At 65.5% G+C, this 15,948-nt stretch carries 15 protein-coding genes; 10 read left to right on the forward strand and 5 right to left on the reverse strand.

Annotated elements, in window-relative coordinates; all coding sequences use genetic code 11:
• Positions 1-215 precede the first annotated feature (215 nt).
• A complete protein-coding gene (locus PVZ80_RS25610) occupies positions 216-1,136 on the reverse strand; it encodes a histone deacetylase family protein (RefSeq protein ID WP_009051001.1) in 921 nt (306 codons plus the stop codon).
• A 74-nt stretch (positions 1,137-1,210) separates the two neighbouring features.
• Here PVZ80_RS25610 and PVZ80_RS25615 point away from each other — a divergent pair, with 74 nt between their 5' ends.
• The 3 genes from PVZ80_RS25615 to PVZ80_RS25625 all read left to right on the forward strand — a co-directional run bounded on the left by PVZ80_RS25615 (position 1,211) and on the right by PVZ80_RS25625 (position 3,341).
• A complete protein-coding gene (locus tag PVZ80_RS25615) occupies positions 1,211-1,780 on the forward strand; it encodes a GNAT family N-acetyltransferase (protein ID WP_009051000.1) in 570 nt (189 codons plus the stop codon).
• 101 nt (positions 1,781-1,881) lie between these two features.
• The gene (gene tesB / locus PVZ80_RS25620) at positions 1,882-2,751 is read left to right on the forward strand and encodes an acyl-CoA thioesterase II (protein ID WP_009050999.1); all 870 of its coding nucleotides are present in this window, start codon (positions 1,882-1,884) and stop codon (positions 2,749-2,751) included.
• On the forward strand, positions 2,748-3,341 hold the full coding sequence (locus PVZ80_RS25625) for an HAD family hydrolase (protein WP_273864744.1): 594 nt from the start codon (positions 2,748-2,750) through the stop codon (positions 3,339-3,341). Before tesB ends, PVZ80_RS25625 begins: the two co-directional genes overlap by 4 nt.
• 120 nt (positions 3,342-3,461) lie before the next feature.
• Here PVZ80_RS25625 and PVZ80_RS25630 read toward each other — a convergent pair whose 3' ends face one another.
• Together PVZ80_RS25630 and ypfJ are read right to left on the reverse strand one after the other, a co-directional pair.
• Positions 3,462-4,439, reverse strand: coding sequence for an alpha/beta hydrolase (locus PVZ80_RS25630; protein WP_273864745.1), 978 nt, complete (start codon positions 4,437-4,439; stop codon positions 3,462-3,464).
• Positions 4,439-5,335 (reverse strand): KPN_02809 family neutral zinc metallopeptidase, encoded by an 897-nt coding sequence (gene ypfJ / locus PVZ80_RS25635; RefSeq protein WP_041987360.1) that lies wholly within the window; start codon positions 5,333-5,335, stop codon positions 4,439-4,441. Before ypfJ ends, PVZ80_RS25630 begins: the two co-directional genes overlap by 1 nt.
• A gap of 139 nt (positions 5,336-5,474) precedes the next feature.
• On the opposite strand from ypfJ, the gene pcaQ reads away from it, so the two are divergent.
• From pcaQ to pcaG, 3 genes are all read left to right on the forward strand, one after another.
• The gene (gene pcaQ / locus PVZ80_RS25640; RefSeq protein ID WP_009045756.1) at positions 5,475-6,404 is read left to right on the forward strand and encodes a pca operon transcription factor PcaQ; all 930 of its coding nucleotides are present in this window, start codon (positions 5,475-5,477) and stop codon (positions 6,402-6,404) included.
• A 103-nt stretch (positions 6,405-6,507) separates the two neighbouring features.
• Complete coding sequence (gene pcaH / locus PVZ80_RS25645) at positions 6,508-7,227, forward strand: protocatechuate 3,4-dioxygenase subunit beta (protein ID WP_009050995.1); 720 nt, start codon at positions 6,508-6,510, stop codon at positions 7,225-7,227.
• A gap of 10 nt (positions 7,228-7,237) precedes the next feature.
• Positions 7,238-7,843, forward strand: coding sequence for a protocatechuate 3,4-dioxygenase subunit alpha (gene pcaG, locus PVZ80_RS25650; protein WP_038635294.1), 606 nt, complete (start codon positions 7,238-7,240; stop codon positions 7,841-7,843).
• Positions 7,844-8,431: 588 nt separating this feature from the next.
• Here pcaG and PVZ80_RS25655 read toward each other — a convergent pair.
• On the reverse strand, positions 8,432-10,159 hold the full coding sequence (locus PVZ80_RS25655; RefSeq protein WP_273864746.1) for an FAD-dependent oxidoreductase: 1,728 nt from the start codon (positions 10,157-10,159) through the stop codon (positions 8,432-8,434).
• Positions 10,160-10,368: 209 nt separating this feature from the next.
• On the opposite strand from PVZ80_RS25655, the gene PVZ80_RS25660 reads away from it, so the two are divergent.
• From PVZ80_RS25660 to PVZ80_RS25675, 4 genes are all read left to right on the forward strand, one after another.
• A complete protein-coding gene (locus PVZ80_RS25660) occupies positions 10,369-11,145 on the forward strand; it encodes an IclR family transcriptional regulator (RefSeq protein ID WP_009050992.1) in 777 nt (258 codons plus the stop codon).
• Between the two features lie 278 nt (positions 11,146-11,423).
• A complete protein-coding gene (locus PVZ80_RS25665; RefSeq protein WP_273864747.1) occupies positions 11,424-12,479 on the forward strand; it encodes a Gfo/Idh/MocA family protein in 1,056 nt (351 codons plus the stop codon).
• Positions 12,480-12,481: 2 nt separating this feature from the next.
• Positions 12,482-13,297 (forward strand): sugar phosphate isomerase/epimerase family protein, encoded by an 816-nt coding sequence (locus PVZ80_RS25670; RefSeq protein ID WP_198919400.1) that lies wholly within the window; start codon positions 12,482-12,484, stop codon positions 13,295-13,297.
• Between the two features lie 136 nt (positions 13,298-13,433).
• Positions 13,434-14,312, forward strand: a complete 879-nt coding sequence (locus tag PVZ80_RS25675; protein ID WP_016703719.1) for a DMT family transporter — start codon at positions 13,434-13,436, stop codon at positions 14,310-14,312.
• Between the two features lie 111 nt (positions 14,313-14,423).
• Here PVZ80_RS25675 and PVZ80_RS25680 read toward each other — a convergent pair whose 3' ends face one another.
• Complete coding sequence (locus PVZ80_RS25680) at positions 14,424-15,761, reverse strand: MFS transporter (protein ID WP_009050988.1); 1,338 nt, start codon at positions 15,759-15,761, stop codon at positions 14,424-14,426.
• Positions 15,762-15,948: the final 187 nt, after the last annotated feature.

Raw genomic sequence — 15,948 nt, forward strand, 5'->3', positions numbered from 1 at the left:
CTTTTGTAGCCGCTGCCGCAGGCTGCGAAAGGTCCGCAGGACCTCCAGCGGCATCACTATCAACGCTCCCGCTTCGCAGTATTCAGCGGTGCTTATCGGGCCTGATCAGAAAATGATCACCTGTCTGTAAGGCACAGCCAGCATGGTCTGCAGCCGCTTGCACTCAGGTTATCCACAAGCGGTTCCACAGAGATTGGGGGTAAGGCGCCCAGCTTTCAGTGACAACCTGATGACGTCCACACCCGTTGCGCACTGTGGTGGAGGATGCCGTGGCGGCGGGCCAGGGCCTGGCGGTCTTTGCTGTAGCCGCCGCCGATCACCCCGAGCACCGGGATGTCGCGGCCCAGGCAATGGCGCATCACCTGTTCGTCGCGGGCGGCGACGCCCTGGTCGGTCAGCTTCAGGTAACCCAGGGCATCGTCCTTGTGCACATCCACCCCGGCGTCGTACAGCACCAGGTCCGGCTGGTACAGCGGCAGCAGGTAATTGAGGGCATCGTCGACCACCTTCAGGTAATCGGCGTCGCCCATGCCCATCGGCAGGGGGATGTCCCAGTCGCTGGTGGCCTTGCGCGCCGGGAAGTTTTTTTCGCAGTGCAGCGAGACGGTCACGGCGTCCGGGGTATGTTCGAGAATCCGCGCGGTGCCGTCGCCCTGATGCACATCGCAGTCGAAGATCAGCACCCGGCCGACCCGACCGGCTTCGAGCAGGTAATGGCTGATCACCGCCAGGTCGTTGAAGATGCAGAAGCCCGCCGGGTGGTCGTAGTGGGCGTGATGGGTACCGCCGGCCAGGTGACAGGCCAGGCCATGCTCCAGGGCCTGTTCGGCGGCCAGCAGCGAGCCGCCGACAGCGCGCACGGTGCGCCGGGCGAGGGCTTCGTTCCAGGGCAGGCCAAGGCGCCGCTGGTCTTCCCGCGACAACTCGCCGGCCATATAACGTTCGATATACCCAGGATCGTGGGCCAGGGCGAGAATCTCCTTCGGGCACAGCTCCGGGCGCATCAGGTCGGCATCGCGGGTCAGGCCGCTGTCCACCAGGTGGTCGCGCAGCAGGCGAAACTTGTCCATGGGGAAACGGTGCTCCGCCGGGAACTCGGGGCTGTAGTCGTCGTGGTAGATCAGCGGCAGTGGCATGGCAATTTCATGTAGGAATCCGAAAAGGATCCTACCAGCGATGTAGACTGGCACGCATGGAAATGGAGGGGACGATGGAGCCGATACTGCAACTCGAAAGTGCTCGACTGCTGTTGCGCCAGTGGCGCGACGAGGATTTGCCGGCGTTTGCGGCGATGTGTGCCGACCCGCAAGTGATGCGTTACTTTCCGGCCCCCTTGAGCCGCCTGGAAAGCGCCGCGCTGATCGGGCGGATCCGTGGGCATTTCGCCGAGCACGGTTTTGGCACGTGGGCGCTGGAGCGCAAGGATACCGGGGCCTTTATCGGTTTTACCGGGCTGGGTGTGGTGGGCTTCGAAGCGCCGTTCACCCCGGCGGTGGAAATCGGCTGGCGCCTGGCGCGCGAGCACTGGGGCCTGGGCTACGCCAGCGAAGCGGCCTGGACCGCGCTGCGCTGTGGCTTCGATCGCCTGGCCCTGAAGGAGATCGTTGCCTTCACCACCACCAGCAACCTGCCGTCGCAGAAAGTCATGCAGGCCATCGGCATGCAACACGATGGGCACGACGATTTCGATCACCCAAAGCTCGGCAGCGAGCATCCGCTGCGTCATCATGTGCTGTATCGCATCAACCGCGAACAATGGTTGGAAACCTTGCATGGATAGCAGGTCGGGGGCATCTGGAGTGTGCCCATGTGTGTGAACCCGATTGAATCGACCGCGACAGCCAAGACTGCGCGGCATTGCTCTGTGTGAGGAGAGTCTGAATGAGCCACGTGTTGGATGATCTGGTCGACCTGTTGACCCTGGAACCGATCGAGGAAAACCTGTTTCGCGGTCGTAGCCAGGACCTGGGCTTCCGCCAGCTGTTCGGCGGCCAGGTGTTGGGTCAGTCCCTGTCCGCGGCCAGCCAGACTGTCGAAGAGGCCCGCCATGTGCATTCGCTGCACGGTTATTTCCTGCGTCCTGGCGATGCGGCGTTGCCGGTGGTGTACCAGGTCGATCGGGTGCGCGATGGTGGCAGCTTCAGCACCCGCCGGGTGACGGCGATCCAGAAGGGCAACCCGATCTTCACCTGCAGCGCCTCGTTCCAGTACGACGAGGAAGGCTTCGAGCACCAGGACACGATGCCCCAGGTGGTCGGCCCGGAAAACCTGCCGTCGGAGCTGGAGATCACCCAGCAGCGCGCACACCTGATCCCTGAGCACATGCGCGAAAAACTGCTGTGCCCCAAGCCCATCGAAGTGCGCCCGGTGACCGAAAAAGACCCCTACAACCCGCAGCCGGCGGACCCGATCAAATACGTCTGGTTCCGTGCCGACGGCGAGCTGCCGGACATTCCCGCGCTGCATAAATACCTGCTGGCCTACGCCTCGGACTTCGGCCTGCTGACCACCTCGATGCTGCCCCACGGCAAGTCGGTGTGGCAGAAGGACATGCAGGTCGCCAGCCTCGACCACGCCCTGTGGTTCCATGCCGACCTGCGTGCCGACGACTGGCTGCTGTATGCCATGGACAGCCCGTGGGCCGGCAATTCCCGTGGTTTCTCCCGCGGCAGCGTGTTCAACCGCGCCGGCCAGCTGGTGGCGTCGGTGACCCAGGAAGGCCTGATCCGCCACCGCAAGGACTGGGCATGAGCCTGGCCGAGGTTCGTCATTGGGTGTTCGACATGGACGGCACCCTGACGGTGGCCGTGCATGATTTCGCGGCCATCCGCGAAACGCTGGGGATCCCGCCGGAACACGACATCCTGACCCACCTCGCGGCCTTGCCCGCCGCCGAAGCCGCGGCGAAACACGCCTGGCTGCTGGAGCACGAACGCGACCTGGCCCTGGGTTCGCGCCCGGCGCCGGGGGCGGTGGAGCTGGTGCGGGAACTGGCGGCGCGGGGCTATCGCCTGGGCATCCTGACCCGCAATGCGCGGGAGCTGGCGCATGTCACCCTGGAGGCTATCGGCCTGGCCGACTGCTTTGCCGTCGAGGATGTGCTGGGGCGCGACGAAGCGCCACCCAAACCTCACCCCGGCGGCTTGCTGAAACTGGCCGCGGCCTGGGAGGTGGCGCCGGCCGAGATGGTGATGGTCGGCGACTACCGCTTCGATCTCGACTGCGGTCGCGCGGCGGGCACCCACACGGTGCTGGTGAACCTGCCGGATAACCCGTGGCCGGAGCTGGCCGACTGGCATGCCGAGGATTGCAGCGTTCTACGGCGGATGGTGTTGGCTTAAAAAGCATCGCGGGCAAGCCTCGCTCCTACGGATCTGCGGTGTAGCCCTCTGCCGGGTACGACAACGAACCTGTAGGAGCGAGGCTTGCCCGCGATAGCGTCCTTCCAGACACCACTACATCTACTGGCCGAACAACGCCTTCTGCCCCTCGGGCGAGGTGAACATCTTGTCGCCGTCATGCCCGACCCCGGGCACTTCGAGCAACTGCTGTTGCAATCCCTGCGGATGGCGCTGTTTCAGGTAGTCGAAATAGTTGTGCCCGCGAATCAAGCGGTAGGCGCCCTGGGCCTCGGCGGCGCAACTGGTGTCCAGCGCCGGGTGGTGCGGGTCGGTGTCCTGTTTGCCCAGCAGGTAGGTGATATCGCGTTTGACGTAGCGCTGCTCCAGTTGCTGCGCGGTCTGGCCGGCGGCGTAGGCTGGCAGCTTGAGCAGGCCGTACTTCCAGTGGTTGAAACCGGGGCACGCATTGGTGTCGACTTTCACTGGGCGCTGCTCGTCGAAGTAGGCATAGGACGACGGGTTGGCGATGACGTAGCGCAGCTTGATGCCGTCATCCACCAGGCCCGGATGATGCTGGCCGAGCAGGGCAAAACGCTGCACCACTTGGGCGCCACCGGAGTGGCCGGCGATGACGATCTCGGTCAGGGACGGAAACCGCTGGCGATCGCTCAGCCGCGTGATGATCGCGTCCAGCACCGCATAAGAGCTTTGTGGCTTGGGCCCGCTGGACGGCTCGCCGGCCATCCAGTCATTGCCCTGCCAGCGCAGCAGCGAACCGGGCAGCTGGTGACGCTCGATATCGCTCTGATTGAGAAACTGCGGCGCGATCACCAGGGTGGTCGCGCTTTGCCCGGCCTGGCTGGTGGCCTGTTCGGCGCTGTGCAGGTAGGTCTGGGCATTGCGCAGGCGCCCATGGACGATGATCAGTGCCCGCTGGATCTCAGGCAGCGGCTGTTGCCAGTCCTGGCTCAGGCCGACGGCCAGTTCGCCGCCTTCCAGGTTCAACCGCGCGGGGCTGATCGTCTTGACGCCACTTTCCGCTGCCTGCGCGCCGGCGCAGATCATCCATAACGTGAGCAGCACCAGTCCCCGGCGCATTACAGACTCTTCGCCGCGAAGGTGTCGCATTGGCCGATCTGGCCCTGAGTGAAGCCGGCCTTGAACCAGCGTACCCGTTGCGCCGAGCTGCCGTGGGTAAAGGAGTCCGGTACCACGCGGCCCTGGCCTTGCTGTTGCAGGCGGTCGTCGCCGATGGCGTTGGCGGCGTTCAGGGCTTCTTCGATATCCCCCGGCTCCAGCCAGTTCAGGCGCTTCTGCGCATGGTTGGCCCAGACGCCCGCCAGGCAGTCGGCTTGCAATTCCTGGCGCACCAGCAGGCCGCCGTCGCCTTCCATCTGCCGGCCCTGTTGGCGGGCCGCCTGGATCTTCGCCGAGACGCCGAGCAGGGTCTGTACGTGGTGGCCGATTTCGTGGGCGATCACGTAGGCCTGGGCGAAGTCGCCGGCGGCCGAGAAGCGCTGGTCCATCTCGCGGAAGAAGTCCATGTCCAGGTACACCTGCTGGTCGGCCGGGCAATAGAACGGGCCGGTGGCGGAAGTCGCCGAGCCGCAGGCGGAATTCACCCGGCCGCGAAACAGGATGAGCTTGGGTTGCTGGTAGGCGCGTCCGGCCTGCTGGAAGATCTGGCCCCAGGTGTCTTCGGTGTCGCCGAGGATGGAACGGACGAATTCCGCCTGCTCGTCATTGGCTGGCGGCGCCTGGCGGGTCTGCTGGGTGGTGGCGGGCGCCGAGGACTGATCCATCTGCCCGACGAGTTGTCCGAGGATCTGCAACGGGTCCTGGCCGGTGACCCAGCCGATGCCGACGATCAGGATGATGGCGGTCAGGCTCAGGCCCTTGCCGCCGCCAAAGTGCAGACCGCCGCCGCCACCGCCGCCACTGTCATCGCGAGCATCCACCACGTTGTCGCTGCGCCGTCCTTTCTTCCAAAGCATGGGTGAATCCTCGTTTTAATGTGCTGATCAGTGTTGCTGGTGAGCAGGGCCGACGCCAGTCCGATCGTCAGCCTTTTGCATGCACGCTACCATTGCCCGCAGCCGCATCGATTCTGTCGCGACACAGCCGGGGCCTCCTTTGAACATCGATACCCGCATCAAATTCCGTCACCTCGTATGTTTTCTTGAAATGTCTCGCCAGGGCAGCCTGGCGCGGGCGGCGGATGTGCTCGCGGTGAGCCAGCCGGCGATGTCGAAAACCCTCAAGGAACTGGAGGAACTGCTCGACACCCGGCTGTTCGCCCGGAGCAAGGCCGGGCTCAGCCTGACGGAGGCCGGCATGGCTTTTCTGCGTTACGCCGGGCCCTCGGTGCAGGCCCTGCGCGAGGGGGTCAACACTTTGCGCGGCGGTGAATATGCCGCCGGGGTGGTGCGCCTGGGTGTGCTCTCGACCGCCGAAAGCCTGCTGCTGCCGGAAGTGGTGCGGCGCCTGCACGAACGGCATTCGGCGCTGGTGGTGAGCGTGGTCACCGGCCCCAGCGCCTACCTGCTGTCGCAGTTGCGGGTCGGCGATGTCGACCTGGTGGTCGGGCGCATGACGGACAGCCCGCAGATCCAGGGCCTGAGCTTCGAGCATCTGTACAGCGAGTCCATGACCCTGGTGGCGCGCCCCGATCATCCGTTGCTGCACGGACCGCTGGATCGGCATGCGCTGGAGCAGTACCCGCTGGTGTTGCCGCTGGCCGGCACCACCATCCGCAAGTTCGCCGACAGCCTGTTCGTGCAGTGCGGCATCAGCCAGTCGCGCCAGCGCCTGGAAACCCTCTCGGTGGCCTTGAGCCGGCGCTATGCGCTGTCCAGCGATGCGCTGTGGATCGCCCCGCTGGACGCGGTGCGCCTGGACCTGGCCAACGGCGAGCTGCGCGAGATCGACCTCGGGCAGCGCGAGCCGGGTGGCTCGGTGGGCATCTCCAGCAATGCCAGCCTGCCGCTGTCGCTGGCGGCGCAGTGGTGCGTCGAGGTGCTGCGGGAAGTCGGGCAGGCTTATCGCGAGGGGCGTTATCCATAACCTTTTGGTTATGTTCTTGAAGGGCCTTTTCAATAGTCGTCGGGTTGCCGTTGTTTGAAACTGCGCGGGCTGCGCTCCATAAATCAAACAACAGGAGACCGACATGTCTGATGCAGACAGCAGTCGTTTCGTTATCCGTGACCGTAATTGGCATCCCAAGGCCCTGACTCCCGACTACAAGACCTCCGTGGCCCGTTCGCCGCGCCAGGCGCTGGTGAGCATCCCGCAATCGCTGAGCGAAACCAGCGGCCCCGATTTCTCCCATCTGAAGACCGGACGTTTCGATAACGACCTGCTGCTCAACTTCAATAACGGCGGCTTGCCGGTGGGCGAGCGAATCATCGTCGCCGGTCGGGTTTGCGATCAGTACGGCCAGCCGATTCCCCACACCCTGGTGGAGATGTGGCAGGCCAACGCCGGTGGCCGCTACCGGCACAAGAACGACCGCTACCTGGCGCCTCTGGACCCGAACTTCGGCGGCGTCGGCCGGGCCTTGACCGACCGTGACGGCTACTACAGTTTCCGCACCATCAAGCCCGGCCCTTACCCGTGGCGCAACGGTCCGAACGACTGGCGCCCGGCGCATATCCACTTCTCCATCAGCGGGCCGTCGATCGCCACGCGGTTGATCACCCAGCTGTATTTCGAGGGCGACCCGCTGATCCCGCTGTGCCCGATCGTTAAATCGATCGCCAACCCGGAAGCGGTGCAGAGCCTGATCGCGCGCCTGGACATGAGCAGCGCCAACCCGATGGACTGCCTGGCCTATCGCTTCGACATCGTGTTGCGCGGCCAGCGCAAGACCCACTTCGAGAATTGCTGAGGAGCCTGCCATGCCTATCCAATTGCTGCCTGAAACCCCCTCGCAAACGGCCGGACCTTACGTGCACATCGGCCTGGCGCTGGCCGCTGCGGGCAACCCGACCCGCAGCGACGAGATCTGGAACCGGATGGCCGGGCCCGACGCCCAGGGGGAAAAGATCCTGCTGATCGGCCATGTGTATGACGGCAACGGCCATCTGGTGCGCGACTCGTTCCTCGAGTTCTGGCAAGCCAACCATGAGGGTGTCTACGACCCGCTGTTCGATTCGGAGAAAGCCTTCAACAGCTTCGGGCGCACGGCCACCACCTTCGATGCCGGCGAGTGGACGCTGCACACCATCAAGCCGGGCGTGGTGAAGAATGCCGCCGGGGTGCCGATGGCGCCGCACATCAACGTGGCGCTGTTCGCCCGGGGGATCAACATCCACCTGCACACCCGCCTGTATTTCGCCGACGAGCCGGAAGCCAACGCCGCCTGCCCGGTGCTGAACCTGATCGAGCAGCCGCAACGGCGCGACACCCTGCTGGCGCACCCCTGCGAAGTGGACGGGCAGCGGGCGTATCGCTTCGATATCCGCATCCAGGGGGAAGGGGAGACGGTGTTTTTCGATTTCTGATCGGCCATCCTCGACCGCTCTCCCGGGGCGGTCTGGTCTGCCGCATCGGCCGGTTTGCGTCTCCTGCGGAGCCGATCGCAGCCTCGCGGGGCTCGGCAGCGGCTACAGGGATTCCGTGCTTCCTGTAGCCGCTGGCGCAGCCTGCGATAAGGCCCGCAGGGCCTTCCTGCGATCTCAAGTTTGCGTCTCCTGCGGAGCCGATCGCAGCCTCGCGGGGCTCGGCAGCGGCTACAGGAGTTCCATGCTTCCTGTAGCCGCTGGCGCAGCCTGCGATAAGGCCCGAAGGGCCTTCAAGCGATCTCAAGTTTGCGTCTCCTGCGGAGCCGATCGCAGCCTCGCGGGACTCGGCAGCGGCTACAGGGATTCCACGCTTCCTGTAGCCGCTGGCGCAGCCTGCGATAAGGCCCGCAGGGTCTTCCTGCGATCTCAAGTTTGCGTCTCCTGCGCAGCCGATCGCAGCCTCGCGGGGCTCGGCAGCGGCTACAGGGATTCCGTGCTTCCTGTAGCCGCTGGCGTAGCCTGCGATAAGGCCCGCAGGGCCTTCCTGCGATCTCAGGAACCACGCCCTTTTCAAGCTTGATTGCAGCCTTATTCGTAAGCGCTGGCCCCGGCGATATGCCGACCGGCGATGTAGCCGAAGGTCAGCGCCGGGCCGAGATTGATACCGCCGGCGGGGTAGTGGCCGCCCATGATGCTGGCCATGTCGCTGCCGGCGGCGTACAGGCCGGCGATGGCCTGGCCCTGGTCGTCGAGCACCTGGGCGTGGGGGTTGACCTTGAGCCCGGCGAAGGTGCCGAAGCATCCCGGTTGGACCTTCACCGCGTAGAACGGTCCCTGTTCGATGGGCGCCACGCACGGGTTGGGTTGCTGGCGCGGGTCGCCCTGCTTGCGGTTGTAGGGCGTCGAACCCCGGCCGAACTGCGGGTCCTGGCCTTGTCGGGCATGCCGGTTGTATTCCGCCAGGGTGGCGCGCATGCCGTCCGCATCGATGCCGCAGGCCTGGGCCAGTTCCTCGATGCTCTCGCCACGCTTCAGGTAGCCGCTGCGGATAAAGGGCGCCAGTGGCACCGGGAAGGGCCGGGAGATGCCCAGGCCATAGCGGCGCTGGAAGCTGTGGCTGCAGATCAGCCACGATGCCACTTCTTCACCCTCGGGCGCCGCCGCGACCATCGCCCGTACATAGTCGTAGTAACCGTCGGCTTCGTTGACGAAGCGCTGGCCGTTGCGCAGGACGCCGATGATCCCCGGTTTGCCGCGCTCGATGATGTGCGGGAAATGCCCGCGGCTGCCGTCCTTGTAGGGCACCGCGGAAACCGGGGCCCAGGCCACGGGAGATTCCATGTCGGTATCGACCCGGGCACCGACGCTTTCCCCCAGGCGCAAGCCGTCGCCCGAGACTGCCAAGGGCGGCAGGGCCAGATGCTCGTGGCCGGTGGGCGTGCGCGGGAACAGCGCCTTGCGCCGTTCGATGTCGTTGGGGAAACCGCCGGCCGCCAGCACCACCGCCTTGCGGGCGCGGATACGAATGGCCCCCCGGGTGGCGCTGCTGACAATCGCCCCGGTTACCGCGTCGCCGTCGCGCAGCAGCTCGGTGACCGGTGCCGATTCCCAGAGCAGCACGCCCAGGTCCTGCGCCGACTTGGCCAGGCGCGCCACCAGCGCCACGCCATTGACCAGTTGCAGGGCGCGGCGGTGAGTGACGAGGTCGCGCAGGTGGCGGCCGAAGCGCTTGCTCACGTGCCAGGCCGCCGGCAGCGAACGGCTCAGGTTGAGGAAGGCCGCAAGGTCGGCGCCGGCCATGATCGGCATGCCCATGAACGAGGTTTCGCGCAGGGTCTTGCGCAGGCGCTTGAGCAGCGTGCCGACCTCGCGCCCATCGTAGGGCGCGGCGATCACCGAGCGTCCGCCGGTGCCAGCGCCTGGCGTATCGCCGTGGATATCGGCGATGGCGTTGCCGTCGGCGAATTGCAGGGCGGTATGGCGCTCGAAGAACGACACCATGCGCGGGCCGGCTTCGAGGAAGGCGTCGATCATTGCTGGCTGGTAGCGTTCGCCCAGTTCGTGTTTCAGGTAGGTGCGTGGCAGTTCCACGTCCTCGACTATGCCGGCCCGTCGCGCCAGCGGGTTGCACGGCACCCAGGCCCAGCCGCCGGACCAGGCGGTGGCGCCGCCGAACACCGGGTCTTTCTCCACCACTATGACTTTCAGGCCATGCCAGGCCGCAGTCACGGCCGCCGAGAGGCCGGCGGCGCCGGAGCCGACGACCAGCACGTCGCAATCGATATCGGGGTGGTGCAGGGAGGCGGTGGCAGGCATGGAAGAAGCAACTCCGTTAAACGAACAGTTATTATTTTTGGAACTTGATTCCAAAAAATATACGGAGTCGAATAGTCGGCAGCAAGGCGAGGGCAGGATCATCTGCGCCGTGCCGAGGTTTTTATGGGCGGTTATCGAACGATGCCGCGGTGTGTTTCCCATTGCGCCGGTTGTCACTAGAATCGGCCAAATTTCGTCTGGACCCGACCATGGCCGGCAGTCAAATCGAGCGCGTCTTCAGCGTTCTGGAAAGTCTTACCAGCGACCCCCGCGGCCTGCCGATGCAGACCCTGGCCGAGCAACTGGACATCCCCAAAAGCGCCACCCACCGGCTGCTGGCGGAGCTGATCCGCCTGGGCTACGTGCGCCAGAACCCGGACAGCCTGCGTTATCACCTGTCGACCAAACTGGTGGCCATGGGCTTTCGCTACCTGTCCAGCAGCGGCGCGGACATCGTCCAGCCGGTGCTCGACCGGCTGGCCCAGGAAACCGGCGAGCTGGTGCGCCTCGGGGTGATCGAGGACGAGCGCCAGACCTGGATCGCCAAGTCCCAGGGCGCCCGTTCCGGGTTGCGCTACGACCCCGACATGGGGCGCGAGGCGCCGCTGTTCTACACCGCTTCCGGGCACGCCTGGCTGGCCTGCCTGAGCGATGCCGAGGCCTTGTCGCTGGTGGAGCGCCAGGCCGCCGAGATTCCCGCGGACCTGGGCCCGAACGCGCCGCGCTCGAACATCGAACTGCTCGAACGCCTGCGCCTGGCCCGGGAACAGGGTTATGCCTGGGTCGAGGAAAGTTCGGCGGTGGGCACCTCGGCGGTGGCCGCGGTGGTGCGTCATCCGGTCGATGGCCGGGTGGTCGGGGTGCTGAGCATCGCCGGCCCGAGCGCGCGCATGCCGCTGGCGCGCCTGCATGAACTGGCGCCGCTGCTGTTGAAGTTTGCCGATGAGCTTTCGGCTGCCAGCCAGGCTTCCGAGCTTTTCAGCTGAATCTGCAGAATTTCCTGTAGCCGCTGCCGAAGGCTGCGATCGGCCGCGCAGCGGCCGTGAAACTACCTGCCGAGTCTAGCCAGGCACACTGCGATGGCAGGCTTTGCGTCTCCTGTAGCCGCTGGCGTAGGCTGCGATACGCAGGGCCTTCATGATCTCAAGTCTTAAAGCTGTTCGCTGATCGGACACTATTTTGTTTTGCTCTTGTGTGAAAGTGGAACCGAGTTCTAAATATTTGGAATCTCGCGTTCCGATAACAATCACAAGAGGATCCCGTCTTGGACTCGCCTTTGCGCATTGCCCTGGTCGGCGCCGGCAACATGGGCCAGCAGCATTACCAGCACCTCAAGACCCTGACCGAAGCCACACTTTGCGCCGTGGCCGATCCCGGCCCGCAAGCCGCCGGGATCGCCGCGCAGTGGCAGGTGGCGCATTACCTCGACTATCGACAGATGCTCGACCAGGCCCGCCCCGACGCGGTGATAGTCGCCAACCCGAACAACCTGCACGTCGGCACCGCCCTGGATTGCCTGGCGGCCGGGGTGCCGATGCTGCTGGAGAAACCGGTCGGCGTGCACCTGGATGAAGCGCGTGAACTGGTGGCCGCCGTGAAAAACAGCGGCGTGCCGGTGCTGGTAGGCCACCACCGGCGCCACAACCCGCTGATCGTCCGCGCCCATGCGCTGGTGCAAGGCGGGGCATTGGGCCGGCTGACCACGGTCACCGCGCTCTGGCAATTGCAGAAGCCCGACAGCTATTTCGAGATTCCCTGGCGCCGTGAGCCCGGGGCCGGGATGCTGCTGACCAACCTGATTCACGACCTCGATCTGCTGCGCCACCTGTGCGGTGAGGTGCATCAGGTGCAGGCCGTCACCAGCAATGCGGTGCGTGGTTTCGCCAACGAGGATTGCGCTGCCGTCCTGCTGCAATTCGCCAACGGCGCCCTGGGCAGCCTGACCGGTTCCGACGCAGTGGCGGCGCCCTGGAGCTGGGAGCTGGATTCCGGCGAGAACCCGGTGTATCCGCGCCAGGCCGACCAGCCGTGCTACCTGCTGGCCGGCACCGCTGGCGCCCTGAGCATTCCGCAACTCAAGCGCTGGCATTACGCCGAGGCCGGTGCCGGCTGGCATCAGCCGTTGCTGGCGGTCGAGGAACCTTTCACCGCCGCCGAAGCCCTGCGCCTGCAATTGCAGCATTTCGTCAAAGTGGCGCGGCGCGAGGTCGAGCCGCTGGTCAGCGTGGCCGATGCGGCGCGGACCCTGGCGCTGATCGAGGCGATCCGCGAAGCGGCGGCGACCGGTCGCGCCTGCGCCCCGGCGCTGATCGAGGGATGAACATGAGCGAACGCATTCTTTCCCTGGCCAGCCTCACGGTGCTGGAAATTTCACCGCCGCAGATGGTCGAGGTGGCGGCCCGCGCCGGTTACAGCCACGTCGGTTTGCGCCTGGTGCCGGCGACGCCGCAGGAGCATCACTTTGCCCTGGTGGCCGATGCCGAGCTGCGCCGGCAGACCCTCAGCCGCCTGCGCGACACCGGCATTTGCGTGCTGGATGTGGAGATCCTGCGGCTCAAACCGCAAACCCGGGTCGCGGATTTCGAAGTGGTGCTGGCGGTCGGCGCCGAGTTCGGCGCCAGCGAGCTGCTGGTGGCCGGCAACGACCCCGACGAGGCGCGCATGACCGAGCGCTTCGCCGAACTTTGCGACCTGGCGTCGATCTACGGCTTGCACCCGCACCTGGAGTTCATGCCCTGGACCGATGCGCGCGATCTGCAACAGGCGGTGCGGGTGGTGGAGAACGCCGGTCGCGACAACGCCGCGGTGCTGGTGGACGCATTCCACTTCGATCGCTCGGCCTCGCGCCTGGAGGATCTGGCAAAGGTCGCGCCGTCACGGCTGCGTTATGCCCAGCTGTGCGACGTGGCCGGCCCGCGCCCGGACGATATGCAGGAGATCCTGCGTCAGGCCCGCAACGAGCGGCGTTTCCCCGGGGATGGCGATTGCGACCTGGCGGGGCTCTTGCATTGCCTGCCGGCCAACCTGCCGTTGAGCCTGGAGATTCCCACGGTGAAATTGCTCGAGCAGGGCGTCGGCGCCCTGGAGCGGGCACAGATGGCGTTGGACAAGACCCGGGCGTTGTTGGCCCGGATTTAATGGATAGCCCTGATGGCCCTATCGCGGGCAAGAACTGGGCGTCCCCCCTGCTCCTACAGACGGTGTTGACCGTAGGAGCGAGGCTTGTCCGCGAAGCTGTTTCTACAAACAAACCCTATCTTGAGAGACCCCGCGGATGACCCTCAGCACACCCCTTTCCGGTGTCAACCAGCCCTTCAAGGGCATCCTGCTGGTCGTCGTGGCGACCTTCCTGTTCGCCAGTCACGACGCCCTGTCGAAATACCTTTCGGGGTTCTATCCGATCGTGATGGTGGTCTGGGCCCGCTACCTGGTTCATACCCTGCTGATGGCCGGGATCTTCCTGCCGCAATCGGGCCTGCGGGTGTTGCGCACCAAGCGGCCGTTGCTGCAGCTGGCGCGGGCCTTGTGCCTGCTCAGCACCAGCCTGCTGTTCACCTCGGCGCTGCTGTTTATCCCGCTGGCCGAAGCCACCGCGGTCAACTTCCTGGCGCCGGTGCTGGTCACTGCATTGTCGGTGCCGCTGCTGGGCGAGCGGGTCACGAAGGGCCAGTGGCTGGCGGTGATCTGCGGTTTTATCGGCGTGCTGATCATCGTTCACCCGGGTGGCGACCTGTTCACCCCGGCGGTGCTGCTGCCTTTCTGCTCGGCGCTGTTTTTCTGCTTTTACCAACTGCTGACCCGCAAGCTCGCCGAGCACGACAGCCCGACCACCAGCAACTTCTTCGCCGGCCTGTGCAACACCCTGGTGATGAGTGCGCTGGTGCCGTTCTTCTGGCAGGTGCCGAGCGTTATCCATGGCGTGCTGATGCTGGCGCTGGGGGCCTGCGGCATGACCGCCCACCTGTTCCTGACCCAGGCATTCCGCCACGCGGCACCGGCGCTGCTGGCGCCCTTCGGCTATTGCCAGATCGTCTTCGCCGGGCTGCTGGGTTGGTTGTTGTTCAGCCATACGCCGCAGCCGATCACCCAGCTGGGCATCGCGGTGATCTGCCTCAGCGGCCTGGCGGCTGCCTGGCAACAACGCCAGCGCTGAGCGGCATTCGTAACGGGGCGTCAGTTGCCGGCGTTGGGCGGCATCGACCGAGAGAAGAGGGCGGAGGGAGAAAAAAAGCAGGCCCGGAACCGGGCCTGCGAGAGGAAAGTGTCAGTCTTCCACTTTCGGAATCTTGCGCGGAGCCATGAAGTACATCCAGGTCAGGGCGATGAAGTACATCGCCGGGATCAGGGTGAACAACACGGTGTAGTTGTTGTTGGTGACGGTCAGGATATGGCCCACCAGCTGGGTCATGAACATGCCGCCGATGGCCGCGCACATGCCGCCGAACCCGAACACCGTGCTCATCATGTGCTTGGGCGTGTAGTCCATCACCAGGCTCCAGATGTTGGCGGTCCAGGCCTGGTGCGCGCCGATGGCCAGGGAGATGGCGAACACCGCCAGCCACAGATTGCTGGCGCCCGCGGCCATGATCACACCGACGATGCAGCAGGCGAACAGCAGCATGGACATCAGGCGCGCCTTGATCGGGTTGACGCCGCGGCCGATCAGGAACGACGAGAGGATGCCACCGCCGACGCTGCCGAAGTCGGCGGTCAGGTAGATGATGATCAGCGGGATACCCATCTGGGTCACGTTGATGCCCAGGTTGTACTGCTGGTTGAGGAACGGCGGCAGCCAGTACAGGTAGAACCAGAACACCGGCGCGGTGATCGAGTAGGCCAGGGCGAAGGCCCAGGTGCCGCGCATGCGCAGGATGCGCGAGAAAGGCACGCGGGTCTGTTCCGGTTCGACTTCTTTCTGGATGTACTCGAGCTCGGACTGTTTGACGCTCGGGTGATCTTCCGGGTTGAAGTACTTCAGGCCCCAGAACAGCAGCCAGATACCGCCCAGCGCGGCCATGCACAGGAACGCCGCCTGCCAGCCCCAGGCGTGCAGGATCAACGGCAGCAGCATCGGGGTGAACATGGCGCCGACGTTGGTCCCGGCGTTGAAGATGCCGGTGGCCACCGCGCGTTCGCCGGCCGGGAACCACAGGCGCGTGGTCTTCACGCAGGCCGGGTAGTTGGCGGCCTCGGTCAGCCCGAGGATGAAGCGGCAGACCATGAAGCCTGCGGCCGAGGTGGCCAGGCCGTGGGCGCCGGTGGCCAGGCTCCACAGCAGCACGGCGAAGAAGAACACGCGCTTGACGCCGACCCGGTCGATCAACCGTCCTTGCAGGACGAAACCGACGGCGTAGCCGACCTGGAACCAGAAGTTGATGTTGGCGTAGTCCATCGCCGTCCAGCTCATTTCCTTGGCCAGGATCGGCTGCATCACACCCAGGGCGGCGCGGTCGATGTAGTTCAGGGTGGTGGCGAAGAACACCAGGGCGAGCATGCCCCAGCGGGTCTTGCCGACCGCCATGGCGCCGCGGATCTTGTCGCCGATGCCGCCGGAGGCGGTGCCGAGGCTCGGGGCCATGCGGGAGCTTTGAGAAGGAATCATGTGTGCCATCCGTTCAATGACTGACGAGGGACAACTCGTCGGGACTCAAGGGCGCGTGATCGATCGTCGGCTGGGCGGCCGGGCCGCGGGTGAACTCGATGATCGATCGGCTGAGTGCTTTGCTCGACGCGCACCGGGCGCGACGATTGAAAGCGGTCGGGTCAGCGTGCAAGCACGGTTCAGCCCA

The organism is Pseudomonas sp. B3G-3, from assembly GCF_028640915.1.
Taxonomy (GTDB): Bacteria; Pseudomonadota; Gammaproteobacteria; order Pseudomonadales; family Pseudomonadaceae; genus Aquipseudomonas; species Aquipseudomonas chlororaphis_I.